At 74.6% G+C, this 26,143-nt stretch carries 19 protein-coding genes, 1 tRNA gene, 1 pseudogene and 1 riboswitch; of the genes and pseudogenes, 16 read left to right on the forward strand and 5 right to left on the reverse strand.

The window, feature by feature from the left end; translation table 11 throughout:
- Positions 1-17 precede the first annotated feature (17 nt).
- The 4 genes and pseudogenes from ACZ3YL_RS15255 to ACZ3YL_RS15270 all read left to right on the forward strand — a co-directional run bounded on the left by ACZ3YL_RS15255 (position 18) and on the right by ACZ3YL_RS15270 (position 6,402).
- Positions 18-1,706, forward strand: a complete 1,689-nt coding sequence (locus ACZ3YL_RS15255; RefSeq protein WP_465657652.1) for a beta-N-acetylhexosaminidase — start codon at positions 18-20, stop codon at positions 1,704-1,706.
- A 318-nt stretch (positions 1,707-2,024) separates the two neighbouring features.
- A complete protein-coding gene (locus ACZ3YL_RS15260; RefSeq protein ID WP_223242080.1) occupies positions 2,025-2,891 on the forward strand; it encodes an FAD binding domain-containing protein in 867 nt (288 codons plus the stop codon).
- A gap of 68 nt (positions 2,892-2,959) precedes the next feature.
- Positions 2,960-3,541 (forward strand): annotated as a pseudogene (locus tag ACZ3YL_RS15265) ((2Fe-2S)-binding protein); the annotation flags it as partial.
- 530 nt (positions 3,542-4,071) lie between these two features.
- On the forward strand, positions 4,072-6,402 hold the full coding sequence (locus ACZ3YL_RS15270; RefSeq protein WP_188304151.1) for a xanthine dehydrogenase family protein molybdopterin-binding subunit: 2,331 nt from the start codon (positions 4,072-4,074) through the stop codon (positions 6,400-6,402).
- A gap of 94 nt (positions 6,403-6,496) precedes the next feature.
- Here ACZ3YL_RS15270 and ACZ3YL_RS15275 read toward each other — a convergent pair.
- Positions 6,497-6,568, reverse strand: a tRNA-Cys gene (locus ACZ3YL_RS15275).
- An 83-nt stretch (positions 6,569-6,651) separates the two neighbouring features.
- Positions 6,652-6,717: riboswitch (guanidine-III (ykkC-III) riboswitch) on the forward strand.
- A 44-nt stretch (positions 6,718-6,761) separates the two neighbouring features.
- On the opposite strand from ACZ3YL_RS15275, the gene ACZ3YL_RS15280 reads away from it, so the two are divergent.
- Together ACZ3YL_RS15280 and ACZ3YL_RS15285 are read left to right on the forward strand one after the other, a co-directional pair.
- Positions 6,762-7,076 (forward strand): DMT family transporter, encoded by a 315-nt coding sequence (locus ACZ3YL_RS15280; protein WP_188304152.1) that lies wholly within the window; start codon positions 6,762-6,764, stop codon positions 7,074-7,076.
- 85 nt (positions 7,077-7,161) lie between these two features.
- The gene (locus tag ACZ3YL_RS15285; RefSeq protein WP_188304153.1) at positions 7,162-8,601 is read left to right on the forward strand and encodes an MFS transporter; all 1,440 of its coding nucleotides are present in this window, start codon (positions 7,162-7,164) and stop codon (positions 8,599-8,601) included.
- A gap of 2 nt (positions 8,602-8,603) precedes the next feature.
- Here the strand turns inward: ACZ3YL_RS15285 and ACZ3YL_RS15290 are convergent, their stop codons facing one another.
- Positions 8,604-9,905, reverse strand: a complete 1,302-nt coding sequence (locus tag ACZ3YL_RS15290; RefSeq protein ID WP_465657654.1) for a polysaccharide deacetylase family protein — start codon at positions 9,903-9,905, stop codon at positions 8,604-8,606.
- Positions 9,906-10,330: 425 nt separating this feature from the next.
- On the opposite strand from ACZ3YL_RS15290, the gene ACZ3YL_RS15295 reads away from it, so the two are divergent.
- Genes ACZ3YL_RS15295 through ACZ3YL_RS15305 form a run of 3 tightly spaced genes read left to right on the forward strand, consistent with a single transcriptional unit; the run spans position 10,331 to position 14,861 of the window.
- Positions 10,331-10,972: a class F sortase gene (locus ACZ3YL_RS15295; RefSeq protein WP_465657656.1), complete on the forward strand. Its 642-nt coding sequence runs from the start codon at positions 10,331-10,333 to the stop codon at positions 10,970-10,972.
- Positions 10,969-12,294 (forward strand): alpha/beta hydrolase, encoded by a 1,326-nt coding sequence (locus ACZ3YL_RS15300; RefSeq protein WP_188305662.1) that lies wholly within the window; start codon positions 10,969-10,971, stop codon positions 12,292-12,294. Before ACZ3YL_RS15295 ends, ACZ3YL_RS15300 begins: the two co-directional genes overlap by 4 nt.
- Entirely contained in the window at positions 12,261-14,861 is a 2,601-nt protein-coding gene (locus ACZ3YL_RS15305) for a rhomboid family intramembrane serine protease (protein WP_188305663.1), read from the forward strand. The genes ACZ3YL_RS15300 and ACZ3YL_RS15305 overlap by 34 nt, the downstream gene beginning before the upstream one ends.
- 140 nt (positions 14,862-15,001) lie before the next feature.
- Here the strand turns inward: ACZ3YL_RS15305 and ACZ3YL_RS15310 are convergent, their stop codons facing one another.
- Positions 15,002-15,430: an SsgA family sporulation/cell division regulator gene (locus tag ACZ3YL_RS15310; protein ID WP_188305664.1), complete on the reverse strand. Its 429-nt coding sequence runs from the start codon at positions 15,428-15,430 to the stop codon at positions 15,002-15,004.
- A 305-nt stretch (positions 15,431-15,735) separates the two neighbouring features.
- On the opposite strand from ACZ3YL_RS15310, the gene ACZ3YL_RS15315 reads away from it, so the two are divergent.
- The 3 genes from ACZ3YL_RS15315 (at position 15,736) to ACZ3YL_RS15325 (ending at position 19,455) form a co-directional block, all read left to right on the forward strand.
- A complete protein-coding gene (locus ACZ3YL_RS15315) occupies positions 15,736-17,568 on the forward strand; it encodes a DEAD/DEAH box helicase (RefSeq protein ID WP_223242466.1) in 1,833 nt (610 codons plus the stop codon).
- Positions 17,569-17,941: 373 nt separating this feature from the next.
- The gene (locus tag ACZ3YL_RS15320; RefSeq protein WP_188305665.1) at positions 17,942-18,592 is read left to right on the forward strand and encodes an IclR family transcriptional regulator; all 651 of its coding nucleotides are present in this window, start codon (positions 17,942-17,944) and stop codon (positions 18,590-18,592) included.
- A 56-nt stretch (positions 18,593-18,648) separates the two neighbouring features.
- Positions 18,649-19,455 carry a S16 family serine protease gene (locus ACZ3YL_RS15325; RefSeq protein ID WP_465657660.1) on the forward strand — a complete coding sequence of 269 codons (807 nt, stop codon included), beginning with the start codon at positions 18,649-18,651 and terminating at the stop codon, positions 19,453-19,455.
- Between the two features lie 313 nt (positions 19,456-19,768).
- Here ACZ3YL_RS15325 and ACZ3YL_RS15330 read toward each other — a convergent pair whose 3' ends face one another.
- Positions 19,769-20,350, reverse strand: coding sequence for an Lrp/AsnC family transcriptional regulator (locus ACZ3YL_RS15330; RefSeq protein WP_465657662.1), 582 nt, complete (start codon positions 20,348-20,350; stop codon positions 19,769-19,771).
- A 205-nt stretch (positions 20,351-20,555) separates the two neighbouring features.
- On the opposite strand from ACZ3YL_RS15330, the gene ACZ3YL_RS15335 reads away from it, so the two are divergent.
- The gene (locus tag ACZ3YL_RS15335; protein ID WP_465657664.1) at positions 20,556-21,098 is read left to right on the forward strand and encodes a VOC family protein; all 543 of its coding nucleotides are present in this window, start codon (positions 20,556-20,558) and stop codon (positions 21,096-21,098) included.
- A 16-nt stretch (positions 21,099-21,114) separates the two neighbouring features.
- Here ACZ3YL_RS15335 and ACZ3YL_RS15340 read toward each other — a convergent pair whose 3' ends face one another.
- The gene (locus ACZ3YL_RS15340; protein ID WP_465657666.1) at positions 21,115-21,657 is read right to left on the reverse strand and encodes a hypothetical protein; all 543 of its coding nucleotides are present in this window, start codon (positions 21,655-21,657) and stop codon (positions 21,115-21,117) included.
- Between the two features lie 145 nt (positions 21,658-21,802).
- On the opposite strand from ACZ3YL_RS15340, the gene ACZ3YL_RS15345 reads away from it, so the two are divergent.
- The 3 genes from ACZ3YL_RS15345 (at position 21,803) to ACZ3YL_RS15355 (ending at position 25,915) form a co-directional block, all read left to right on the forward strand.
- Positions 21,803-22,507 (forward strand): response regulator transcription factor, encoded by a 705-nt coding sequence (locus tag ACZ3YL_RS15345; RefSeq protein ID WP_188308353.1) that lies wholly within the window; start codon positions 21,803-21,805, stop codon positions 22,505-22,507.
- Positions 22,504-23,991, forward strand: a complete 1,488-nt coding sequence (locus ACZ3YL_RS15350; RefSeq protein WP_465657668.1) for a sensor histidine kinase — start codon at positions 22,504-22,506, stop codon at positions 23,989-23,991. The genes ACZ3YL_RS15345 and ACZ3YL_RS15350 overlap by 4 nt, the downstream gene beginning before the upstream one ends.
- A 337-nt stretch (positions 23,992-24,328) precedes the next feature.
- Positions 24,329-25,915, forward strand: coding sequence for a glycoside hydrolase family 18 protein (locus ACZ3YL_RS15355; protein WP_465657670.1), 1,587 nt, complete (start codon positions 24,329-24,331; stop codon positions 25,913-25,915).
- Positions 25,916-26,143: the final 228 nt, after the last annotated feature.

Genomic DNA, 26,143 nt, shown 5'->3' on the forward strand with positions numbered 1-26,143 from the left:
CTGGGCAGGATGTCGGAATGGACCTCATTCCCGCACCTTCGAGTGCCGTCCGGCGCCCGGGCGAGGACTTCCCGCTCGACGCCACCACCACGCTGACCGCGCCGCCCGGGCTGGCCGACGCCGAGCGGTGGCTGCGCGGCACGCTGTCCGCCGCCACCGGACTGCCGCTCGCCCCGGGCCGCCCGGGCGCCGGCATCGAGCTGGTCCTGGACGACACCCTGGCCGCCGAGGCGTACCGGATCACGGTGCGCCCCGGCCACGCCCTGCTCACCGCGGGCGGCACGGCCGGCGCGCTGTGGGCGGCCCAGACCCTGCGGCAGCTGCTCGGGCCCGACGCGTACCGGCGCTCCCCGCTGCGCCGGGAGGCCTGGGTGCTGCCCGGCGCGGACATCGCCGACGCGCCCCGGTTCGGCTGGCGCGGCGCGCTGCTGGACGTCGCCCGGCACTTCCTGCCCAAGTCCGACGTGCTGCGCTTCGTCGACCTGCTGGCCGCGCACAAGCTCAACGTGCTCCACCTGCACCTGACCGACGACCAGGGCTGGCGGATCGAGATCAAGCGCTATCCGCGGCTGACCGGGCGCGGCGCCTGGCGGGAGCGCTCGATGGTCGGCTACCGGGCCGGGCAGCGCCGGGACGACCGCCCGCACGGCGGCTACTACACCCAGGACGACCTGCGCGAGATCGTCGCCTACGCGGCCGCGCGCGGGATCACCGTCGTCCCGGAGGTCGACCTGCCCGGCCACACCCAGGCCGCCGTCGCCGCCTACCCCGAGCTGGGCAACACCGACGTGGTGGACACCGCCGCGCTCGGCGTCTGGACGGACTGGGGGGTGAGCCACCACGTGCTCAACGCCTCCGAGGAGACCCTGCGGTTCTTCGAGGGGGTGCTGGAGGAGGTCCTGGAGGTGTTCCCGTCCGAGTTCGTCCACCTCGGCGGCGACGAGTGCCCCAAGGAGCAGTGGAAGGACAGCGCCGCCGCCCAGGCCCGGATCCGCGAGCTCGGCCTGGCCAACGAGGACGAGCTGCAGAGCCACCTCATCCGGCACTTCGACCGCTGGCTGGCCGAGCGCGGGCGCCGGCTGATCGGCTGGGACGAGATCCTGGAGGGCGGGCTGGCCATCGCCACCGCGCCACAGGGGGCGCCGGAGGCAGGAGCGCCGGTGTCGGGTGCCGAGCGCCCGGCGGCGTGGGGGCGGTCCCGTGCGGCCGTCTCCTCCTGGCGCGGCTTCGGCGGCGGGATCGCCGCCGCGAAGGCCGGGCACGACGTGGTGATGTGCCCCGAGCAGCACGTCTACTTCGACCACCGGCAGGCGGACGGGCCGGACGAGCCGATCCCGGTCGGCTTCGTGCGCACGCTGGAGGACGTCTACCGCTTCGAGCCCGTCCCGGAGCAGTTGGACGAGGCCGCCGCCCGGCACGTCATCGGCACCCAGGCCAACCTGTGGAGCGAGTTCATGGACAGCGCCCGGGACATCGACTACCGGGCCTTCCCCCGGCTGGTCGCCTTCGCCGAGGTCGCCTGGTCCGAGCTGCCCGCCCGGCCGGCCGAGCGGGACTACCCGGGCTTCGAGCGGCGGCTGCGCGCCCACCTGGAGGTGCTGGACGCGCTGGGCGTCGAGTACCGCCCCGTCGACGGCCCGCACCCCTGGCAGCGCCGGCCCGGCGTGGTGGGGCGGCCGATCGAGGGGCCGCCGCCGGTGCGCTAGCCGGTGCCGCCGGTGTGCTGACGTGTCCGTCGGGAACTTATGGACGGTCATCTGACGTCAAGAAGAGATGAACATCTGACCCTGGCCCGTTCGGGCCGGGGCAGATACCGCCCGGTATCCGTCCCAAACGGGCAGTCCCGTTCACCGGCCCCGAAATGATCATCGAGCATTGTGTGCCAGAGTTGCCCAACCCGGCCCGATCGCCCGTACCCTACGGCCAGGCCGGGCTGCTGACGCGGACAGTGCGGCCACGGCCGCGGGCGGCAGACGATCGATGAGCAAGTGGAGCACGGTGGGACCCAGGTGAACCGGACGATCATGCTGCCGGCCTCGCTCGACGAGGCCGTCGACGCGCTGGCCGCCGCCCCGGCCGCGGTACCGGTGGCCGGCGCCACCGACCTCATGGAAGCCGTCAACGCCGGACGGCTGCGCCCCGCCGCCCTGGTCGGCCTCGGCCGGATCACCGAACTGCGCGGCTGGCGCTACGAGGACGGCGGCACCGCCGTCCTCGGCGCCGGACTCACCCACGCCCGGATGGACCGCCCCGACTTCGCCGCGCTCATCCCCGCCCTCGCCGACGCCGCCCGCACCGCCGGCCCGCCGCAGGTCCGCAACGTCGGCACCCTCGGCGGCAACATCGTCACCGCCGCCCCGGCCGGCGACACCCTCCCGGTGCTCGCCGCCCTGGAGGCCAGCGTCACCCTCGCCCGGGCCGGCGCCAGCCGCGAGGTGCCGGTCAGTCACCTGCTCACCGGCCTCGACCCGGTGCGCCCGGGCGAACTGCTCACCTGGGTGCGCGTCCCGCTGCTGCACGCGCCGCAGGTCTTCCTCAAGGCCACCGGCCGCAGCGGCCCGGCCCGCGCCACCGCCTCCGTCGCCCTCGTCCTCGACCCGGCCCGGCGCGCCGTGCGCTGCGCCGTCGGAGCCGTCGCCCCCGTCCCGCTGCGCCCGCTGGAGGCCGAGGCCTGGGTGGCCGGCTGCATCGACTGGGACGGCAGCCGGGAGATCGACCCGGCCGCGGGCGCCGCCTTCGGCGAGTACGTCGCCGCCGCCTGCGTCCCCGACAACTACGGCGCCGAGGGCGCCTGGGAGGCCGTGACCGAGGGGCCGACCGCGGCCGCCGTTCGGCTACGGCGTACCGTATCGGTGCTGGCCCGACGGGCACTGGGAAGGGCGCTGAAGTGACCACAGACCCCATCGAGACCCTCGACGCCGAGCCGCTCGGCCTCACCCCCCAGGTCAGCCGGGAGCTGCGCCCGTGCGCCTCCTACACGCTGCGGGTCAACGGTTCCGAACGGCCCGTCACCGACGCCTGGATCGGCGAGAGCCTGCTCTACGTGCTGCGCGAGCGGCTCGGCCTGGCCGGCGCCAAGGACGGCTGCGAGCAGGGCGAGTGCGGCGCCTGCTCGGTACAGGTGGACGGCCAGCTGGTGGCCGGCTGCCTGGTGCCCGCCGCACTGGCCGCCGACAGCGAGATCAACACCGTCGAGGGCCTGTCCGCCGCCGGCGGCGCGAGCGACGTCCAGCAGGCGCTGGCCGCCTCCGGCGCCGTGCAGTGCGGCTACTGCACCCCCGGCATGGCGATGGCCGTGCACGACCTGCTCCAGCGCAACCACCGGCCCACCGAGGTCGAGGCCCGGCAGGCGCTGTGCGGCAACCTGTGCCGCTGCACCGGCTACCGCGGCGTGCTGGCCGCCGTCCAGACCGTCGCGGACGCCCGCGCGCTGGAGGCCGAGGAGGCGGAGGGCGCCGCCGCGGCCGCCGCCGAACCGGCCGCCGAGGCCGGGGCACCGGCCGACCAGGCCTCCCCGGCCGAGCGGCAGCCCGCCGCCGTCGAGCCGCCGGTCTACTCCGACGAGGCCTGGATCGAGCACGTTCCCCAGCCGCCCGCCGAGGCCGCGGCCGCACCCGTCCAGGCACCCGCTCCGGCCCCCGCCCCGGCCGAGCAGCCGTACGGCGACGGCGGCTACGACACCGGCGTGTACGACACCTCCGCCCTGACGGCGATGCAGCCCGGCATCCCCGCCCAGGCCACCGGCGACCAGGTGTACTACCCGCCGCAGGGCTACCCCGAGCAGCCGTACCAGGCCACCCCCGCGCACGGCACCTACGTGCCGGCCGGCTACCCGGACGGCCACCAGCAGCACCACGGCTACGACACCGGCTACGACGCCCCGGTCTACGAGCCCACCCCCGCGCACGGCACCCCGCTGCCCGGCGCCGTCCACGACGGCACGCCCCCGCACGGCACCCCGTACACGGACCCGCACGGCACCCCGGCCGAGGCCGGCGTCCCGACCACCGGCGTCCCCTACGGCGCCACCCCCGCCCACGGCATCCGGCTCTCCGAGGACGACCACGCATCATGACGTCGCCTACCGACATCGGCGCAGCACTCCAGCAGGACGGCGGCGAGGGCGGCGCCGTACCGGAGCCGTTCGGCCTGGGCAGTTCCCCGCTGCGCAGCGACGCGCTGCCCAAGGCGCTCGGGATCTACCCGTACGCGGCCGACCTGTGGGCCGAGGGGCTGCTGTGGGGCGCGGTGCTGCGCTCGCCGCACCCGCACGCCCGGATCCGCGGCATCGACACCTCGGCCGCGCTCGCCCTGCCCGGGGTGCACGCCGTCGTCACCGCCGCCGACCTGCCGCCCGGCCCGGACGGCACCCCGGACGGCGCCCCGGCCGGCCCGATCGTCGCCGACCGCCCGGTGCTGGCCGCCGGCGTGGTGCGCCACCACGGCGAGCCGGTCGCCGCGGTCGCCGCCGACCACCCGGACACCGCCCGGCTGGCCGTCGGCCTGATCGCGGTCGACTACGAGCCGCTGGAGGCGGTCACCGACCCCGAGCAGGCCTTCACCGCGCCGGCGCTGCACCCGGACGGCAACCTGTTCCGCCACCTGCCGCTGCGCACGGGGGACCCGGACGCGGCCGGCGAGATCATCGTCGAGGGCCTCTACCAGGTCGGCCGGCAGGACCCGGCCCCGCTCGGCGCCGAGGCCGGGCTGGCCGTGCCGCGCCCGGACGGCGGCGTGGAGCTGCACCTGTCCTCCACCGACCCGCACGGCGACCGCGAACGCACCGCCGCCTGCCTGGGCCTGGAGCCCGACCGGGTCCGACTGGTCGTCACCGGCGTGCCCGGCGCGACCACCGACCGCGAGGACATCTCCTTCCAGGTCACCCTGGCGCTGCTGGCGCTGCGCACCGGCCGCCCGGTCAAGATGACCCTCACCCGCGAGGAGTCCTTCCACACCCACACCTCGCGCCACCCCGCGCTGCTGCGCTACCGCCACCACGCCGACGCCGACGGCACCCTGGTGAAGGTGGAGGCGCAGATCCTGCTGGACGGCGGCGCCTACGCGGACGTCTCCGCCGAGGCGCTGGCCGCCGCGACGGCCTTCTCGGTCGGCCCGTACGTCTGCCCCAACGTGTTCGTGGACGCCTGGGCGGTGCGCACCAACAACCCGCCGGCCGGGCGGATGCGCGGCGAGGGCGCGCTGCAGGCCTGCTTCGCGTACGAGTCGCAGCTGGACCAGCTGGCCGCCCGGGTGGGCGTGGACCCGGTGGAGATCCGCCGCCGCAACGCGATGTCCACCGGCGACCCGCTGCCCACCGGACAGGCCGTCACCTGCCCGGCGCCGGTGCGGGCGCTGCTGGACGCGGTGGCGGCGGAGCCGCTGCCGGCCCTGCCGGTGGACGACCCGGACGCCGAGTGGCTGCTGCCCGGCGGGCCCGGCGGCGCCGGGGACCCGTCTGCGGTGCGCCGCGGCATCGGCTACGCCGTCGGCATGGTGCACATGCTGGGCGCCGAGGGCGATGACGAGGTGTCCACCGCCACCGTGCGGGTCAGCGGCGACCACGCCACGGTGATCTGCGCGGCCGTTGACGCCGGGCAGGGCTTCGCCACGCTGGCCCGGCAGATCGTGCAGACCGTACTGGGCGTCAGCGAGGTCTACATCGCGCCGGCCGACAGCGACCAGTCGATCGCCGGGCCGTCCGCGCGGGGCCGGCACACCTGGGTCTCCGGCGGGGCGGTCGAGCGGGCCGCGCTGATGGTCCGCCACCAGCTGCTGCAGCCGATCGCGGCCAACTTCGGGATGTCGGTGGAGCTGCTGCAGATCGCCGACGGCAAGATCACCTCCTACGACGGGGTGCTCGGGATGCCGGTCGCCGAGGCGTTGGAGGGCAAGGAGCTCTGGGCCACCGCGCAGTGCCGTCCGCACCCGACCGAGCCGCTGGACGAGTCCGGGCACGGCGACGCCTTCGTCTCCATCTCCTTCTGCGCGATGCGCGCGGTGGTGGACGTGGACATCGAGCTGGGGGCCGTCCGGGTGGTCGAGATGACCGTCGCCCAGGACGTCGGCCGGGCGCTGAACCCGCGCCAGATCGAGGACCGGATCGAGGCGGGCGTGGCCCAGGGCGTGGGCCTGGCGCTGATGGAGGACCTGCGCACGGAGGACGGGCTGCTGGGCAACCCCTCGCTCACCGGCTACCGGCTGCCCACCTCGCTGGACACCCCGGAGGTGCGGATCGCCGCGCTGCTGGAGGAGCGGGACGTGGTCGCCACCTTCGGCGCCAAGGCGGTCAGCGCCGTGCCCGCGGTGGTCGCCCCCTCGGCCGTCGCCGCCGCCGTCCGGGCCGCCACCGGCCTGCCCGTCGGCCGGCTGCCGATCCGCCCGGAGGACGCCGTCACCGCCTGAGCGGGGCGCGGGCGGGAAAGCGGAACGGGAAGACGGAACAGGGAATGCGGAATTGCCGGTCGACTTTCGAGTCGACCGGCAATTCCCGTTTCCGAGGCCGTGGCGGGAATTGAACCCGCGTACACCGCTTTGCAGACGGTTCCCTGAACCACTCGGGCACACGGCCAGTGAATTCAGGATGGCCGATCCCCGGAATGAGGTCAACGAACTTCTGTAAATTCTGTGTGGCAATGTGTGCTACCGTCGGAGTCGGTGGCTGTATTCCCGCCACCCCGGACGAGAGCGTCGTACCCGGTGACGACAAGACGACGCAGTTCAGCGGCAATCCGGCCGCTGTGGACTGCGGAGGTACGGCCGTCATGGCTTGGCTCGTTCTGATCGTCTCGGGTCTCCTGGAGACCGTCTGGGCGGTGGCCCTGGAATCGTCCAAGGGTTTCTCCCGCCTCGTTCCCAGCCTCGTCTTCGGCGTCGCGCTGCTGTTCAGCATGGGCGGACTGGCGTACGCGATGCGCACCATCCCGATCGGCACCGGCTACGCGGTCTGGGTCGGCATCGGCGCGGTCGGCACCGCGCTCTACGGCATGGCCGTCCTGGGGGACGCGGCGACCATGGCCCGGATCGGCTGCCTGCTGCTGATCGTCTCCGGCGTGGTGGGGCTCAAGGTGCTGCACTGAAGCCGTGGGCCCAGGGCCGGCGACTGACCCGGTCAGGGACCGCGGTCAGGAGTCACGGAGGCGGACGGCTCTTACGATGTCACGTATGACCACTGCCTCCCCCACCTCGGTCGACTCCCCCTCGATACCCTCCGGAACCGACCCCGGCGGCGGAGTCATGAGCGGCCGCTACCGCGCTCTGACGCTCGGGATCGTGTCGGTGGTCCTGGTGATCGCCTTCGAGGCGACCGCCGTCAACACCGCGATGCCGACCGCGGCCCGGCAGCTGAACGGCCTCGGGCTGTACGCCTTCGCCTTCTCCGGCTACTTCACCACCACGCTGTTCGCCCTGGTCGTCTCCGGCCAGTGGTGCGACCGGCGCGGCCCGCTGCGGCCGCTGTTCACCGGCATCGCGGTGTTCGGTGTGGGCCTGGTGCTGGCCGGGACGGCGCCCGGCATGTGGGTGTTCGTGGCCGGGCGGGCCGTCCAGGGGCTGGGCGGCGGGCTGGTGATCGTCGCGCTGTACGTGGTGGTCGGCCGGGCCTACCCGGAGCGGCTGCGGCCGGCGGTGTTCGCCGCCTTCTCCTCGGCCTGGGTGCTGCCTTCCATCGTCGGACCGCTGGTGTCCGGGGCGGTCACCCAGCACCTCGGCTGGCGCTGGGTCTTCCTCGCGGTGCCGGTGCTGATCCTGCTGCCGCTGGTGGTGATGGGCCCGGCGCTGGCCCGCTCCGAGCGGGACCACCCGGTGCTCAAGGGCGCCGGGTTCGACCGCCGCCGCACCCTGCTGGCCGCCATGGCGGCGGTCGGCGCCGGCCTGCTGCAGTACGCGGGCCAGCGGCGCGACCTGGTCGGGCTGCTCCCCGGTATCGCCGGGGCGGCGCTGCTGGTGCCGGCTGTGCTGGGGCTGCTGCCGAAGCGGACCCTGCGGGCCGGGCGCGGGCTGCCGACGGTGATCCTGCTGCGCGGCCTGGCGGCCGGTGCGTTCCTCGGCGCCGAGGCCTTCGTCCCGCTGATGATGACCACCCAGCGGGACCTCTCGCCGACCCTGTCCGGGCTCACCCTGACCAGCGGCGGGCTCACCTGGGCGCTGGGCTCCTGGCTGCAGGGGCGGCCCGGGGCCGAGCGCTACCGCGAGGCGATGATCCGGGGCGGCTTCGTGCTGACCGCGGTGGCGATCGCGGGCGTCGCGCTGGTGCTGGTCCCGGCGGTGCCGGCCTGGGCGGCGTCGGTGGCCTGGGGCGTCGGCGGCATCGGGATGGGGCTGACGGTCGCGAGCGTCAGCGTGCTGATGATGAAGCTCTCCGCGCCGGAGGACGCCGGGGCCAACTCGGCCGCGCTGCAGATGAGCGACGCGCTGGGCAACGTGCTGCTGACCGGTCTGGCGGGGGTGCTGTTCGCGGCGCTGGGCGGCGGCTCACTGGCCGCCGCCCACGAGGTCGCCGGGGCTGACGGCTCGCCCGGCGCCTTCGCGGTGATCCTGCTGGTGATGGCCGCGGTGGCGGCGCTGGGGGCGCTGCTGTCCGGCCGGGTCCGTACCAGGGGCTGAGGTCAGCCGGCGGCGGCCGTGGCGGTGGGGGAGGGGGCCGGCGGCGCCGCCGGGGTGCCGAGGAAGCTCTCCCAGCCGCCGGCCGGGGACTGGCCCGGGCCGAGGCCCTGCAGCTTGCGCAGCACGGCCGGATCCTGGGCGTCCAGCCAGTCCACCAGCTGGCGGAAGGAGACCAGCCGGACCTCCGGCTTGCCCGCGATCGACTTGAGCACGTCCTCGACGGCGTTCATGTAGATGCCGCCGTTCCACTCCTCGAAGTGGTTGCCGATGACGTACGGCGCCCGGTTGCTGTTGTAGGTGCGGTCGAAGCCCATCAGGTAGGAGTCCCGGGCCTGGGCCTGGAAGCCCGGGTAGAGCGCCGGATCGGCCTTGGTGTTGGGGCCGCACTGGTTGAACATGATGTTGTAGTCCATCGACAGCACCTGGAAGGTGTGCCCGGGGAAGGGGATGGACTGCAGCGGGAGGTCCCACAGTGCGCCGCCCTGGATCTTCTGCGGCCACACCTGGGTGCCGTTGCCGCTGCTGTCGTAGCGCCAGCCGCGCTTGACGGCGGTGGGCAGCAGGTTGCGCTGGCCCTCCAGGCACGGGGTGCGGCTGCCGATCAGCTCCTTGCGGTAGTCGAAGGGCAGGGCGGGCAGGTCGGTGAAGCCGGTGTTGGTGCGCCAGTTCGTCACGAAGTCCATCGCCTGCTGGATCTCGCTGTCCCACTCCTCCGGGGACCACTTGCCGACGCCGGTGGAGCCGCAGAAGTGGCCGTTGAAGTGGGTGCCGATCTCGTGGCCCTCCAGCCAGGCGGCGTGCACGTTCTCCAGGGTGTCGTGGATGTGCTGGTCGCTCAGGTAGCCGATCTCGGAGGCGCCGACCTTGTGCTGCGGGGGGCGGTACAGGTCCTTCTTGGACTCCGGCAGCAGGTAGAGGCCGCTGAGGAAGAAGGTCATCGAGGCGTTGTGCTCCTGGGCCAGCCGGCGGAAGCGGGCGAACAGGCCGTTGTCGAGCTCGCCGGCGCCGTCCCAGGAGAAGACCACGAACTGCGGGGGCCGCTGGCCGGGCTGGAGCTGCTCGGGGACGGGCTGGCGGGGCTGGGCGCCGGTGTCCGAGGTGGAGCCGTCGCCGATCAGCACGACCTGGGGCTTCTGCGGGACCGGGGCCGGGGTGGCGCTCTGCCCGCCGGGGGCCGGGGCGGGCAGGTCCGCGCCGGCCGCGTGCTCCCCGCCGCCGGCCCGGTCGGTGCCGCAGCCGGCCGCCAGGGTGGCGGCGGTGGCCGCTCCGGCGGCCAGCAGGGTTCGGCGGGAGAGCGCGTCCATGGTCACTCCGTTCGTGAGGCGTTCGGCGGGCGGCCGGCTCGGGTGCCGGGTGCGCGCGGCGTGCGGAAGTCCGGATCGACCGGAGGGGGATGGGGCCCGTGACCGGGTCAGCATGGCATGTGGTCCGGAACGGTCGGAGAGGCGCAGCGGACGGTCGGGATCGATCGCCCGATTGACGCAACCGAACCGGCGGGCCGGAACGTCGATGCTGTTCGAAGGGTGGTAGGGCCGCGCCGGTACGCGGGACGGGGGAGTCACGTTCCGTGGCTCCGCGGGCACTCGGCGCAGGACCAGGGCCGTCATCCCTGCCGATCGGCGGGTGCGGATACGACCGTCGTGGGGACGTGCCATAGGGTCCGATCCGATTGAATGAGTTCTCAGGAAACTCTCAGGAATGGGATCCGGGCCGGCAGAAGGGAGCACCCGTGGCCGTCCAGCAGAGCAGGAGCCCCTGGCCGGGCACCCTCGCGGCCGGTACGGCGCTGGTGCTCGGCGCCTGGCTGCTGCACGACGGCGGCTCGCTCGTGCTGCCGCCCGCGCCGAGCGGCCAGGCGCTGTCCGGCTTCGCCCCGGTCTCCGTCGTCCCCCCGCTCGGCCCGTCCGCCCCGACCAGGATCCGCATCCCGGCCGTCCGCCTGGACGCCCCGGTCACCGAGCTGGGCCTGGACCCCGACGGTCACCTCCAGGCCCCGCCCGCGGCCGACCGCAACCTCGCGGGCTGGTACCGCGGCGGCGCCAGCCCCGGCCAGCGCGGCACCGCCATCCTGGCGGGGCACGTCGACAACAAGTCCGGACCGGCCGTCTTCTACCATCTGGGAGCGCTCCGCCGGGGCGACCGGATCGAGATCGCCCGCGCCGACGGCGCCACCGCCGTCTACCAGCTGTACGCCATCGAAGTGCACGACCGAAAGGACTTCCCGGACGACCGGGTCTACCGCCAGGCCGCCGACGCACAGCTAAGGGTGATCACCTGCGGCGGCGCGTACAGCGAGGAACACGGCTACGAGGGCAACGTCGTCGCCTACGGATTCCTGGCCGACACCACACCACCGGGCAAAGCCGCATGACCACGCTCACTCTCGCCACCCGCTGGAACCCGATCGACTGGCCGCTCACCCACGGCCCGATCCCGTACGCCGTGCTCGCCGCCGGCTGGGCCGCGCTGGCCGTGCTCGCCGTCCGCCGCGGCCGGGACTGGTGGCGGTTCCGCCTGCCCGCCGCACTGGCCACCGCGGCTGCGCTCAGCCTGCTGCTCGACGTCCTGGTGGACGGCTGGTGGCACCCCTTCCCCGAGGGCACCCCCCGGTACGTCACCAGGTGGATAGCCGTCGCCCTGCTGGGCTTCTGCCTGGCGGGCTACCGGATGCGCCGGCTGCGCTGGCAGCGTCGGTCGCTCACGTTCGGCCTGAGCCTGCTGGTGCTCCTGATGGCGGCCTCCCAGGTCAACATCGGGTTCGGCCAGTTCCCGAACGGCCGGGTGATGCTCGCACCCTGGCTGACCAGGACCGATTCGCTGATCGCCGACAAGGTCGGCCAGACCGTGGCAGCCCCGCCGGACAAGGCGCTCGACGAGGTCTGGCACCCGCCGGCGAACCTGCCGGAGAAGGGCTCCGTCTCGGTGGTGCCGATCCCGGGCGCCAAGTCGGGCTTCAAGGCCCGCGACGCGTACGTCTACCTCCCGCCCGCCTACCAGGCCACCCCGCGGCCGCTGCTGCCGGTGGTCGTCATGATCAGCGGTCAGCCGGGGATCCCGGGGGACTGGGTGCTCTCCGGGCAGATCAACGAGGCGCTGGACGCGTTCGCGGCCGAGCACGGCGGTCTCGCGCCGATCGTGGTGATGCCCGACCAGCTCGGTTCCACCTGGGCCAACACGCTCTGCCTGGACTCGAAGATCGCCAAGGTGCAGACCTACCTGGCCGTGGACGTCCCGAACTGGATCCAGCAGAACCTGCAGACCGCCACCGGCCGCAAGGCCTGGGCGATCGGAGGCGCCTCGATGGGTGGCACCTGCGCGCTCCAGCTGGGAGTCAACGCGCCCGACGTGTACGGCACCGTCCTCGACATGTCAGGGCAGACGGAACCGACCCTGGGCACCCGGGACGAGACCGTCAAGGCCGCCTTCGGCGGTGACGAGAACGAATTCGACGCGGTCGATCCGCTCCATGTGATGGCCCGCAGGAAATTCCCGGACACCAGCGTCGCCCTGGTGGTCGGCGAGACCGACGAGGAGTTCCGGCCGCAGATGGAGAAGGTCTACCAGGCTGTGCAGGAGGCGGGGATGAAGGCCAGGTTCGAGCTCATGCCGGGCAGTCACGGCTGGGTCGTGTTCCGCCCCGGTATCGTCCGGCAGATCCCGTGGCTGGCCCAGCAGACCGGGCTGACCAGGTGATCGGGGCCGGGCTCGCGCCCGTCACCGAGCGCGCGCGGACACAGGACCGGAGCACCGGCCGCGGGCCCGACCGGGGCACCGACCTCGGCCCGGTCACCCGGACGCCGGAACCGGGCCCGCAGCGGTTCCGCCGGGCCGCCCGGGCGCTCCGCGACCGGCTGCGCTCGGCGCCGCTGACCCTGGCGCTGCTGGCCGGGCTCTGGGTGCTCGGCGCGGCCACCGGGAGCCTGTCCGGCGGGCCGTCGGCCCGGCTGCTCGCCCGCACCGGCGTCGGCCTGAGCACGCTCGGCGAGGGCCGCTGGTGGACGCCGGTCACCTCGCTGTTCTGGTGCTCGGGCATCGGCTCGTACGTCTTCGCCAGCCTGCTGCTGCTCCTGGTCGGCCCCGGCGCCGAGCGCCGGCTCGGCCGGCTGCGCACCCTCGCGGTGCTGGCCGGCGGGCAGGTGGCCGGCACCCTGCTGGGCACCGCGCTGGTGGCGGTCGGCTCCTCGGCCGGGGAGCAGTGGACCGCCTCGGTGGCCGACCAGACCGCGGTCGGGCCCGCCGTCGGGCTGTTCGCCCTGGCCGGGGTGCTCGGCTACCGGCTCACCGTGCTCTGGCGCCGTCGGCTGCACCTGCTGGTGCTGCTCGTCCCGCTGGTCATGACGCTGTACGTCGGCCACCTGCAGAGCGTCCAGCGGTGCGCCGCCGCGCTGTTCGGCCTCGGCCTGGGCGCGCTGCTCAGCCGCGGCCGCCCGTACCTGCGCAGCCACCGCTCCTCGCACACCGAGACCCGGGTGCTGGTCGCGCTCTGCCTGGTCGCCGCCGCCTGCGGGCCGCTGATCGCCTCGCTGTACGACAACGCCAGCGGGCCGTTCAACACCTTCTCCGAGCTGTACTTCTCGCACCGGCTCAGCCCGGACGAGGTGGCCGAGTTCTGTGCCGTCTCGGCGCACGACTGCGCCCGGGCGCACGCCGTCGAGCGGATATTCGACACCCCCGGCCGGCTGATGGCCGCGCTGTTCCCGGCGCTGCTGCTGGTGCTCGCCGAGGGGCTGCGCCGCGGCCTGCGGTTCGCCTGGCGGATCAGCGTCGCCACCGAGCTGCTCTGGGCGGTGCTGCTGGCCTGGCTGTACTTCGAGGCCGGGCCGGTCAGCGGGGACGTCGTGCAGTACTTCGTCGAGGCGATGCTGCTGCCGCTGCTGACCACCGCCCTGCTGCTGGCCACCCGGCAGCGGTTCCGGCTGCGGCTGGCCGGCCGGGCGGTGCGCCGGCTGGCCGTGGTGGTCGGCGGGGCCGCGCTGGTGGCCTCGGCGGCGTACGTGGGCCTGGGGCGGGTGGTAGCCGGGCAGTTCGAGCCGGGCGCGGGCCTGCGCGGGCTGGTGCACGGGCTGCCGGCCCAGTTCCTGCCGCCCGCGTACAACGACCTGCTGCCGGACTACCCGATAGCGGTCGGCCCGGTGGCGCTGTTCCTGGAGACGTACTGCGGGCTGGCGTTCTGGCTGGTCGCGCTGGTCGCGCTGCTGACGGCGTTCCGGCGGCCGGTGCTGCGCACCGACCCGGCCGCCGTCGCCCGGGCCCGGGCGCTGCTCGCCGAGCACGGCGGCGGGACGCTGTCCTTCATCACCACCTGGGACGGCAACCACTACTGGTTCGACGAGGGGGGCCGCGCGGCCGTCGCCTACCGGGTGGTCGGCACCGTCGCGCTGACCACCGGGGACCCGTTCGGCGCCCCGGAGGACCGGGCCCGGGCGGTGGCCGGCTTCGCCCGCTACTGCGACGCCCGGGGCTGGACGCCGTGCTTCTACAGCGTCTGCGCCGACACCCGGGCGGCCGCCGTCCAGCTGGGCTGGCGCTCGGTGCAGGTCGCCGAGGACACCGTGGTGCCGCTGCCCGAGCTGGCCTTCACCGGCCGCAAGTGGCAGGACATCCGCACCGCCCTGAACAAGGCCGGCAAGCAGGGCATCACCGCCGAGTGGTGGGCCTACCACGAGGCGCCGCTCGCGCTGCGCGAGCAGATCCGGGCGATCTCCGAGGAGTGGGTCTCCGAGAAGGGCCTGCCCGAGATGGGCTTCACCCTCGGCGGGCTGGAGGAGCTGGACGACCCGGACGTGCGGGTGCTGGTCGCGGTGGACCAGGACCGGGTGGTGCACGGGCTGACCAGTTGGATGCCGGTGTACGAGAACGGCGAGCCGGTCGGCTGGACGCTGGACTTCATGCGGCGGCGCTCGGACGGCTTCCGCGGCGTGAACGAGTTCCTGATCGCCTCGGCCGCGCTCGGCTTCAAGGGCGAGGGCGCCCGGTTCCTGTCCCTGTCGGGGGCGCCGTTGGCCCGCGCCCGGCAGGACGAGGAGCCCGCCGGACTGCAGCGGATGCTGGACTGGATGGGCAAGGTGCTGGAGCCGGTGTACGGCTTCCGCTCGCTGCTGGCGTTCAAGGCGAAGTTCCAGCCGGAGTACCGGCCGATGTACATGGCCTACCCCGACCCGGCCGCGCTGCCCGGCATCACCAGGGCGATCGGCAAGGCGTACCTGCCGCACCTCACGGCGGCGCAGGGCGTCCGGCTGATGCGCAAGCTGTCCGGCTGATCCGTCCGGGGCCCGGGCGGCGCTGACGGCCGGAAGCGCGGGGGCGCTCCCGGACGCCGTCCGCGTCGTCGGTGTCGGCAGTGCCGTGGGTGCCGTGGGTGCCGTCAGGGTCGTCGGCGTGGTCGGCGTGGTCGGCGTGGTCAGCCGAGCAGCTGGGCGAGCGCGCGGTCGGCGTCCAGGTGCAGGTGCTCCTCGCCCTCCGGGACGAGCAGCCGGCTGCGCCACAGGAAGCGCCGCAGGTCGGTGGTGTCGAACCGGAGCAGCGCGGTGCCCTCCGGGGCCCGCAGCTCGACCATGGTGCGCCGGCCGGGCGCGGGCCGGACGTGCACGTCGCCGGGCCCGGCCGGCAGCTCCAGGCCGGCGGAGAGCAGCTGGCGGGCGAACACCCAGACGATGTCCTCGGCGTCCTGGCCGTCCGCGACGTCGTCCAGCGAGAACTCGGCGGGGAAGGCCATCCGGACCGCGAACGGGTCCTCCGGCAGGTAGGACAGCACCACGCGCAGCCGGGCGGAGCGTTGCGGGGAGAGGATCAGGCGGGCCTGGACGGTCTCTTCGACGACGGAGCTCAAGGGTGGGTCCCTTCGTTCGGCGGCCGCCCGACGGCAGGTGGGGTTGGGGCGGCCTCACCCTGGTGAGAGTGCCGGGGGTGCTGGGGATTACCCGGTTTCACGGATGATCCGACGTGACCTGCATCACATCGATTTCCGGCCGTCCGGGCCCGGCGCGGAGCTCGGCCTGGAGGCCCGAACGGCCTCGGGCCGGTAGGCTGGGCGGGTTGTCCGATCGCCGCCCGACCGCGGGACGGGGCCGCAAAACCGCCTCTGACCTGCGATGATCCCCCTCGGAGACCGTGAGTACTGCCGCCGCCTCCTCGATGCCGCTGTTCTCCGACGTACCGGAGCCGCAGGAGCCCGTCCGGGCCGCCGGCCATGCCGCCCCAGCCGCCTCGCACCACCTCTCCCCGGCCTTCCCCGGCCGTGCCCCCTGGGGCACCGCGGGCAAGCTGCGGGCCTGGCAGCAGGGTGCGCTGGACAAGTACATCGAGACCCAGCCGCGCGACTTCCTCGCGGTCGCCACCCCGGGCGCGGGAAAGACCACCTTCGCCCTCACCCTGGCCTCGTACCTGCTGCACAACCACCTGGTGCAGCAGGTGACGGTCGTCGCACCGACCGAGCACCTGAAGAAGCAGTGGGCCGAGGCCGCCGCGCGGATAGGCATCCGGCTGGACCCGGCGTACTCCTCCGGTCCGCTGTCCCGGGACTACCACGGCATCGTGGTCACCTACGCGGGAGTCGGGGTCAACCCGATGCTGCACCGGAACCGGACCGAGGCCCGCAAGACCCTCGTGATCATGGACGAGATCCACCACGCCGGTGACTCCAAGTCCTGGGGCGAGGCCTGCTTCGAGGCCTTCGAGCCGGCCACCCGCCGGCTCGCGCTGACCGGGACGCCGTTCCGCTCGGACACCAACCCGATCCCGTTCGTCGCCTACGACGCGGGCAGCGACGGCATCCGCAAGTCCATCGCCGACTACACCTACGGCTACGGGCATGCGCTCGCCGACCACGTCGTCCGCCCGGTGATCTTCCTCAGCTACAGCGGCAACATGCGCTGGCGCACCAAGTCCGGCGACGAGCTGGAGGCCCGGCTCGGCGAGCCGATGACCAAGGACCTGATCGCCCAGGCCTGGCGCACCGCGCTCTCCCCGCAGGGCGAGTGGATCCCCTCCGTCCTCCAAGCCGCCGACCGGCGGCTGACCGAGGTCCGCAAGGCCATCCCGGACGCCGGCGGACTGGTGATCGCCACCGACCAGAACGTGGCCCGCGCCTACGCCAAGATGCTGCGCGAGATCAGCGGCGAGAAGGTCACCCTGGTGCTCTCCGACGAGGCCGAGGCCTCGAAGCGGATCTCCGACTTCTCGGAGGGCACCTCGCGCTGGATGGTCGCGGTCCGGATGGTGTCCGAGGGCGTCGACGTGCCCCGGCTGTCCGTCGGGGTGTACGCCACCTCGATCTCCACCCCGCTGTTCTTCGCCCAGGCCGTCGGCCGCTTCGTCCGCGCCCGCAAGCGCGGCGAGACCGCCTCGGTGTTCCTGCCGACCATCCCGATGCTGCTGAGCTTCGCCAACGAGATGGAACTCCAGCGCGACCACGTGCTGGACCGGCCGAAGAAGGAGGGCGACGGCCTCTTCGACGAGGAGGACCGGCTGCTCGCCGAGGCCGAGCGGGCCAACGACGGGCCGGACGGCGCCGGCGGCGAGGAGTTCTCCTACGAGGCGCTGGGCTCCGAGGCGGTCTTCGACCGGGTGCTGTACAACGCCATGGAGTTCGGCATGCAGGCCCACCCGGGAAGCGAGGAGGAGGAGGACTACCTCGGCATCCCGGGCCTGCTGGAGCCGGACCAGGTGCAGATGCTGCTGCAGAAGCGCCAGCACCGGCAGATCCAGCGCAGCAAGACCAAGCCCGCCGAGGAGGCCGACCTGCTGGAGCTGCCGGCCGAGCAGCGGCCGGTGGTCACCCACCAGGAGCTGCGCGAGCTGCGCAAGGAACTGAACGCGCTGGTCGCCGCCTGGCACCACCGCACCAACCAGCCGCACGGCACCGTCCACAACGAGCTGCGCCGCCAGTGCGGCGGCCCGCTGACCGCACAGGCCACCGCCAACCAGCTGAAGGCGCGGATCGCCAAGATCCGGGAGTGGGCGAAGTAACGGTCCGGCGGGCGGATCCGGGCCGGACCGGCCCGGACCCCGCCCCTCCGGGGTGTCCGGACTTCGGACCAGGGTCGAACCGACGCCCGAGCCCGGGCCGGTGGTTTGGTGGGTTTCGTCCGGAATTCCCGGCGGCGCCGCTGCCGATCACGACCGAATTTTGGACAACCACTTCCGCCGCGACATTTCCTTCACTACCTTTCCCCCACGCTCTTCCGCCGGGCAACCCCCGAGGGACGGGCTCCGCAGGACCGTGCGGTCGTCAGGGACGACACCGCGCGGCCCGAGCGCGGCCACCCCCACCTGCGCGCGACGCCGACCTTTGGGCCCGGCGCCGCCCGCCCCGCGAGCGCCGCGGAAAGGACCGCCCGTCGTGACTGCCGAGACCTCCCAGACGTTGGACCGCGGCGTCCGCGTCCTCAAACTCCTCGCCGACTCCGAGCGCGGGCTCACCGTCACCGAGCTGGCCGCCCGGCTGGCCGTCAACCGCACCGTGGTCTACCGGCTGCTCGCCACCCTGGAACAGCACGGCCTGGTCCGACGCGACATCGGCGGCCGGGCCAGGGTCGGCCTGGGCGTGCTGCGGCTCGCCCACCGGGTGCACCCGCTGCTGCGGGAGGCCGCGCTGCCCGCCCTGCGCAGCCTCGCCGAGGACCTCGGCGCCACCGCCCACCTGACCCTGGTGGACGGCAGCGAGGCGCTGGCCGTCGCCGTGGTCGAGCCCAGCTGGACCGACTTCCACGTCGCCTACCGCACCGGCCTGCGCCACCCGCTCACCGAGAGCGCGGCCGGCCGGGCGATCCTGGAGGCCCGCACCTTCCCCAGCCAGCGCCGGCCCGAGCAGGGGTTCGTCATCACCCGTGCGGAGGAGCAGTCCGGAGCCAGTGGAGCCGCCGCCGCGCTGCTCGGACTGAGCGGCATCGAAGGCAGCGTCGGCGTGGTGATGCTCAACGGGCTGGTGCCCGAGCGGGTCGGCCCGCGGGTGGTGGAGGCGGCCACCGAGGTGGCCGACGCCCTGAGGTAGGACCCGGGCGTCGCGCGCGGGCGAATCACGGCGTCCGGTGTGTTTGGATTCCCCTTGTGTCCGACACCAAGCTGCCCAAGGCCCTCTCGTCCCCGCGGACCCGCTCGCTCGCGCTCTGCGGGGTGCTGGTCGCCGCACTGTTCGGCGTGGCGGCCTTCGTCCCGCTGCCGTACACGATCACCTGGCCGGGCCTGACCGCGGACACCCTCGGCAGCTACCAGGACCGGCCGGTGCTCACCATCACCGGGGCGCCGCTGCGCAGCACCGACGGCGAGCTGCGGATGGTCACCATCTCGGCCACCAATCCGGGGCAGAAGACCACCTTCGGGCGGGCGCTGAAGGCCTGGTTCGACCCCGACGAGGCCATCCGCCCGACCGAGACGGTGTACCCGCAGAGCAACCCGGCCAAGGCCGAGCAGGTGACGGCCCAGCAGATGGCCGAGTCGCAGGACAGCGCCACCGCGGCCGCGCTCGGCTACCTCCACCTCTCGCCGGACCAGGTGAAGGTCAAGGTCGACCTGGGCGACGTGGGCGGCCCGAGCGCCGGGCAGATGCTGGCGCTGGGCATCGTCGACAAGCTCGCCGGCGACGGCAAGGGCGGCGACCTCACCGGCGGGCTCAAGATCGCGGGGACGGGCACCATCGACGACAAGGGCACCGTCGGCCCGGTCGGCGGCGTCCCGCTGAAGACCCAGGCGGCGGCCCGGGACGGCGCGACGGTCTTCCTGCTCCCCAAGGACGAGTGCACGGACGCCAAGGTGAACACCCCCAAGACGCTGCGGCTGGTGCCGGTGGGCACGCTCGCCGAGTCGGTCGCGGCGCTGGAGGCGCTGAGGAGCGGCGGCAGCGTCCCCAGCTGCTGACCCTCCCGCCCGCAGCGGGCCGGCCGCCCGGGCTCGGGGCCCGAAGGCCACCGGGGCGAAGTCGTCGCCCGGCCCGGTCCGCAGCCGGGCCGCGATGCCGGCCAGCCGGTGGGCCCGGGCCGTCGGCAGCGAGTGGGCGTGGGCCGGTCCGCCACCGGTGCCGGTCGATCAGCGGCGCGCCGGGGGCCTCGGCAGCGCCGGCCGGCTCCACCTCGCCATGGCGGTACCAGGTGAAGCGGACGGCGGCGGAGAGCTCCTCGGCGAGGGTGCCCGGCAGGGTCTCCAACCGGGCCCGGCCCGGCGCCGGACCGTCCTACTCGGCGGCAGCCTGGTCCACCAGCGGCAGGATCCGGTAGGGCACCGGGTTCTCCAGCACGATCGCGGTGGAGGAGCGGACGATCCCGTCGAAGCCCACCACCCGGTCGATCACCCGCTGGAGGTCCGCGTTGGAACGGGCCACGATCCGCACCAGCATGTCCCCGATCCCGGTGATCGTGTGCAGCTCCAGCACCTCCGGCACCCGCGCCAGGTGTGCCCGCACGTCCGCGCCCTGGCCCTGGGAGATCTCCAGGGTGGCGAAGGCCGTCACCGGGTAGCCGATCGCGGCCGGGTCCACCTCCGGGCCGAAGCCGCTGATCACCCCCTTGGCCTGCAGCCGGTCCAGCCGGGCCTGCACGGTGCCCCGGGCGACCTGCAGCCGGCGCGAGCACTCCAGCACGCCGATCCGGGACTCCTCCGCCAGCAGGCGGATCAGCCGGCCGTCCAGGGCGTCGATGGCGTCGTTCCCGCCGCCGGCCGGGGCCGGGGAAGCGCCGTGGGGGGCGTCCTGAGGGGCGTCCTGGGGAGCGGGCGAGCCGGGGGAGCCGGGAGAGCTGGGGGAGTGGGCGGGGGGCATCGCGGGGCCGTCCTCCGGTGGGCATTCTGTACAGCGGCGCCGCCGATTCTCCCGCCCCGGGGCTCACCTTGACCAGGAGGAAACGGAACAGTTGCGCGTCGGTCGGCTCGGCGCCACCCTCCAGCCACGATCCCGTGCCCTGGGCCCCACCCCGGGCGCCCGGTGGTCCGTACGCCTACCGTCCGCACACCCAGAGGGGGCCGTCATGACCGACACCGCCGCCGAATCCGTCCTGCTCACCGCGGGCCCGGCCGGGGGAGCGGAGGACGCGGGACCGCTGCCGATGGGCCGGGCCGACGCGCTGGTCTTCGCGGTCGGCGACGCGGAGCGGGCGGCCCGCCGCTACCGCGCGGCGCTCGGGCTGCGCTGCACCGCGCACGCCGGGCCGGAGACGGGCGATCCGGACGTGGTCTCGTACGTGCTCAGCGGGCCCGGGACACGGATCGTGCTGACCTCGCCGGTGCCGGGCGGCGGCCCGCGCGGGCGGGAGCTGGCGGCGCACCTGGCCCGGCACGGGGACGGGGTGCTGGACCTCGCGGTGAGCGTGCCGGAGGTGCACTACGCGTACGACTACGCCGTCGACCGGGGCGCGCTGTCGCTGGCCGAGCCGTACGAGGTGCGGGACCGGTTCGGCTCGGTGGTGCTGGCCACCATCGCGGTGCCCGGCGGCACCCGGCACACCCTGGTCGACCGGGCCGGGTACGCGGGGCCGTACCTGCCGGGGTTCGAGCCCTTCGCGGGCTGGTGACGGGCTCGGGGCCGGTTCAGCGGACCGCCGTCTCCACGACCGGCGGGTGGCCGTTCCAGTAGACGAACACCGAGTTGGCCTGGTTGTCCTTGGTGAAGTCCACCCGCATCCAGCGGTCGCCGTTCCACACCTGCATCTGCCAGCCCGGGTCCGGGGTGGCGGAGACCAGCGAGGCGCTGTCGGCCCGGATGTCGAGGGCGACCCGGCCGCCGGGGATCGGGTAGCTCTTCACCGTGGACGTGGTGCCGGCGGTGGGTGCGGGCCGCTTGGCCGGCGGGGCCGCCGTGGTGCCGGCCGGGGCGTGCGCGGCGGTGGCGGCGGCGCTCGTGGTCGGGCCGGGTACGGCCGGCGGGCTCGGGGGGTCGGCCGTCGGCGCCAGGCCGGGGGTGGCGGTCGCGCCGTACGGGGTGCTCCCGGCCTTCGGGGAGGGCAGCGGCAGCGCGTTGGGCTGCTCGAACGCGGCCCCGGTGAGCACCGCGTGCACGCCGAGCCAGGACAGCGCCACCGCCGCCCCGGTGGCCGCCGCCCAGGCGCAGAGCTGTACCAGTCCGTTCCGCATCGTCCGCACATCCTGCCGTACTTCCCGGTCGGCGGTGACCGGCACCCCTGGTGTTCGGCAGGGCAGTTGCACGCTGTCCGGACCCCGCCCGGACCCACCCCCGAGGTACAGACCACTGCCCACCGATGGCGTACCGTGCAGGGCCATGGCAACAGTGCTCGTGGTCGAGGACGACCCCTTCGTACGGTCCGCGCTCATCCGCCACCTGACCGACACCGGTCACGCGGTCCGCAGTGTGGGCACGGCCCTGGAGGCGCTGCGGGAGGTCGCCCAGGTCGGCTGCGACCTGGTGATCCTGGACCTGGGCCTGCCCGATCTGGACGGCAGCGAGGCGCTCAAGATGATCCGGGGCCTGACCGACGTCCCGGTGATCATCTCCACCGCGCGGGACGACGAGGCCGAGATCGTCCGGCTGCTGAACGACGGTGCCGACGACTATCTGGTGAAACCTTTCTCCGGAGAACACCTGAGCGCCCGGATGGCCGCCGTGCTGCGCCGGCTCGGCAGCGGCGCCGCCCCCGTCGCCCAGGTGCTGCGGGTCGGCGGCCTCGCCATCGACCTCCAGCGGCGCGAGGCCGTCCTGGACGGGCGGCTGCTCGACCTGACCCGCCGTGAGTTCGACCTGCTGGCCTTCCTGGCGGCCCGGCCCGGCGTGGTGGTGCCGCGCAAGGAGATCCTCGCCGAGGTCTGGCAGCAGACCTACGGCGGCGACCAGACCATCGACGTCCACCTCTCCTGGCTGCGCCGCAAACTCGGCGAGACCGCCTCCAACCCCCACTACCTGCACACCGTCCGGGGCGTCGGGGTCCGGCTGGAGGCCGTCGCGGGCCCCGCGGAGCACCGGACATGAAGCGGTTCGCGCACTCGCTGCGCTGGGCCATGATCAAGGCCGCGGTGGCCGGGACCACGATGGTCGCACTGGCCTTCCTCATCCCGCTCGGCCTGATGGTCCAACAGACCGCCCGGGACCGGGCGTTCACCGCCGCCGAGCGGCAGGCCGCGGCACTCGGGCCGGCGCTGGCGATCACCACCGACCAGGACGCCGTCAACCGGGCGCTGGCCAGCACCGACGCCGGGGCGCAGGGGCGGATGGCGGTGCACCTGCCGGTGGCGGTGGGGCCGGTGGGGGCGGTGGGGGCGGCGGTCGGCGGAGCGGCGGTCGGGGGCGGGGGAGCGGCGGTCGCGGGAGCGGCCCCCGACGGCCCGACCCTCGGGGAGGCGCGCGCCACCGCGGCCGACGTGGCCACGGCCGGCGGCCAGGGCCGGGCCTTCACCGTGGCGGTGCCCGGCGGCTACGCGCTGCTCCAGCCGGTCGCGGTGGACACCGGGCGGACCGCCGTGGTCGAGGTGTTCGTCGCCGAGAGCGACCTCACCCGGGGCGTCTCCACCGCCTGGCTGGTGCTCTCCGCGGTCGCCCTCGGCCTGGTCGCCATCTCGGTGCTGGTCGCCGACCGGATGGGCGGCCGGATCGTCGCCTCCGCCCGCCGGCTCGCCTCGGCCGCCCGCTCGCTCGGCGCCGGGAACCTCGCGGTGCGCGTCCCGGTGGAGGGCAAGCAGGTCGACGGCAGCCCCGAGGAACTGCGCGAAGCCGGCCACGCGTTCAACACCATGGCCGACCGGGTCGTCCAACTCCTCGCCGCGGAGCGCGAGTTGGCCGCAGACCTGTCGCACCGGCTGCGCACCCCGCTGACCGTGCTGCGCCTCAACGCCGCCTCCCTCGGCGACGGCGACGCGGCCGACGCCACCCGGCACGCGGTGGCCCAACTCGAGCGCGAGGTCGACCAGATCATCCGCTCCGCCCGCCGCGCCCCCTCGGACGCGCCCACCGTCACGGTCGGCTGCGACGCCGCCGAGGTGATCCGCGAACGGGTCGGCTTCTGGTCCGCGCTGGCCGAGGACGAGGGCCGCCGCTGGCAACTGGCCGGCGCCGAGTGCGCCGCACCGGTGCCCGTCCAGCGCGGGGACCTCGCCGCCGCCGTCGACACGCTGCTCGGCAACGTCTTCCGGCACACCGCCGTCGGCACCGCCTTCTCGGTGGACGTCCTGGCCACCGACAGCTCGGTGATCGTGCTGGTCGGCGACGCCGGACCGGGCTACAGCGACCCGACCGCCGCGCTCAGACGCGGCGAGGGCCACGGCGGGGAGGGCTCCACCGGCCTCGGGCTGGACATCGTCCGCAAGCTCGCCGAGTCCACCGGCGGGGACCTCGCGCTCGGCCGCTCCGCCGTGCTCGGCGGCGCGGAGACCCGGCTGCGGCTGCGCACCCGCCCGGAGGAGGCCCCGCCCGCCCGCGCGGGTCGGCGGCGGTCGCGGGGCGCGCTGTTTCCGAGGTGACGGCGGGTCGGTGGCGGTCGGGGGCGCGCTGTTCGCGAGGTGACGGCGGGTCGGTGGCGGTCGGGGGGCGCTGTTCCCGAGGTGACGGCGGGTCGGCGGCGGCGCCGCGTGCGCGGAGGGCTCTTCCTTAACGGCGGCCTAAGGGAGCTTCACCCCTCGCTCAGCCCGCCCGTCCGGCCCCCCGGGCGCCGCTAGCGTCGGTCGCGCCGGTCACCCGACCGAGCCGGGCCGGCCGCCCGGGACGTCCGTACCCACGCGTACGCAGCCCGTCCGACGGCGGCCGACTGACGGCACCCGCCACGGTGCCGACCGCAGGCACCCGCGGAGGTAACGCGCCATGACCACCCAGCCCACCCGCCGTTCCGGCCACCGCCGCCGCAGCCGCAAGGGGACGATCATCGGGGCCTCGGCGGTCGCCGCCGTCCTGGTCGCGGGCGGGGTCGTGGTGCTCGCCTCCTCGGCCAGCGCCGCCTCGCTCGGCGCCGTCTACAGCCGCACCAGCAGCTGGGACTCCGGCTACACCGGCCAGTACCTGGTCAGCAACCCGGCCGCCGACCCGATCGACGACTGGACGCTCAGCTTCGACCTCCCGGCCGGCGCGAAGATCGACTCGCTCTGGAACGCCACCTTCACCGCCGACGGGCAGCACGTCACCGTCAAGCCGGAGACCTGGAACAAACGGCTGGAGCCGGGCCGGAGCGTGGTCGTCGGCTTCGTCGCCCAGGGCGCGGGCGCGGCGCAGGCCGAACCGGGCAACTGCCTGATCGACAACACCTCCTGCAAGGCCGGCGAGGGCCCCGCGCCCACCCCCTCCGGGCGGCCGACCGGTACCCCCACGGCGGCTCCGACCAACACCGCCTCGCCGACCGCGACCGCGACCGCCACGTCCACCGCGACCGCGGCGCCCGGCCCGACCGCCACCGCGAAGCCGACCACCCCGGCGCCGACCCCCACCCCGACCGTCACCCCCACGGCGACCGGTGTGCCCGTACCGCCGGTCGGCGCCGGGGCCGGCTTCGCCCCGTACGTGGACACCTCGCTCTACCCGCCGTACGACCTGGTCGCCACCGCCAAGGCCACCGGCGTGAAGAACTTCACCCTCGCCTTCGTGGTCTCCGGCGGCGGCTGCGTGCCCAAGTGGGGCGGGGTCAGCGACCTCTCCGCCGACGCGGTGGCCGCCCGGATCGGCGAGCTGCGGGCGATCGGCGGCGACGTCCGGGTCTCCTTCGGCGGCGCCAACGGCAGCGAGCTGGCCCTCGCCTGCGGCTCCACCGCCGAGCTGGCCGCCGCGTACCAGAAGGTCATCGACGCGTACGGCGTGACCAGGCTCGACTTCGACGTGGAGGGCGCCGCGACGGCCAACACCGCCGCCAACACCCGGCGGGCCCAGGCCATCGCCCAGCTGCAGCGCACCGCCGCCGCCAAGGGCAAGCCCCTCGATGTCTCCTTCACCCTGCCCGCACTGCCCTCCGGCCTGACCCAGGACGGCGTCGACCTGGTCACCGGCGCCAAGGCCGACGGGGTCGCGATCGGCGCCGTCAACATCATGGCCATGGACTTCGGCGACGGCGTCGCCCCCGACCCGCAGGGCCGGATGGGCACGTACGCGATCGCCGCGGCCACCGCCACCCAGGCCCAGGTCAAGAGCGTCCTGGGGCTGGACGACGCGGCCGCCTGGCGCAAGGTCGCGGTCACCCCGATGATCGGCGTCAACGACGTCGCCAGCGAGGTCTTCACGGTGGCCGACGCCAAGCAGCTCGCCGACTTCGCGGCGGGCAGGCACCTCGCCTGGCTGGCCATGTGGTCCGGCACCCGGGACAAGGCATGCGAGGGCGGGGCCAAGGGCTCCGCGGACGCCGGCTGCAGCAGCATCGTCCAGCAGCCGCTGGACTTCACCCGGGCTCTCGGCGGCTACACCGGCTGAGGCCGCTCCGGTTCCGCCGGCCTGCCCCGGTGGCCTGCTCCGATGGTCAGGGCCCGGGGTGAACTCCAAGCCTCCCTGACCGCCCCGACCGCCCCGACCGCCCGTGCTCAGCCCGCAGCCGAGCACGGTCGGTCGGGGCACCTTCGTCACCGTGCGTAGTCGATCCTGCCCAGGCCAGGGCGGGCCGCATCCGGTATCGTCGCTGGTTGGCCGAGCGGTGGACGGAGT

Source organism: Kitasatospora sp. NPDC023176, assembly GCF_055560495.1.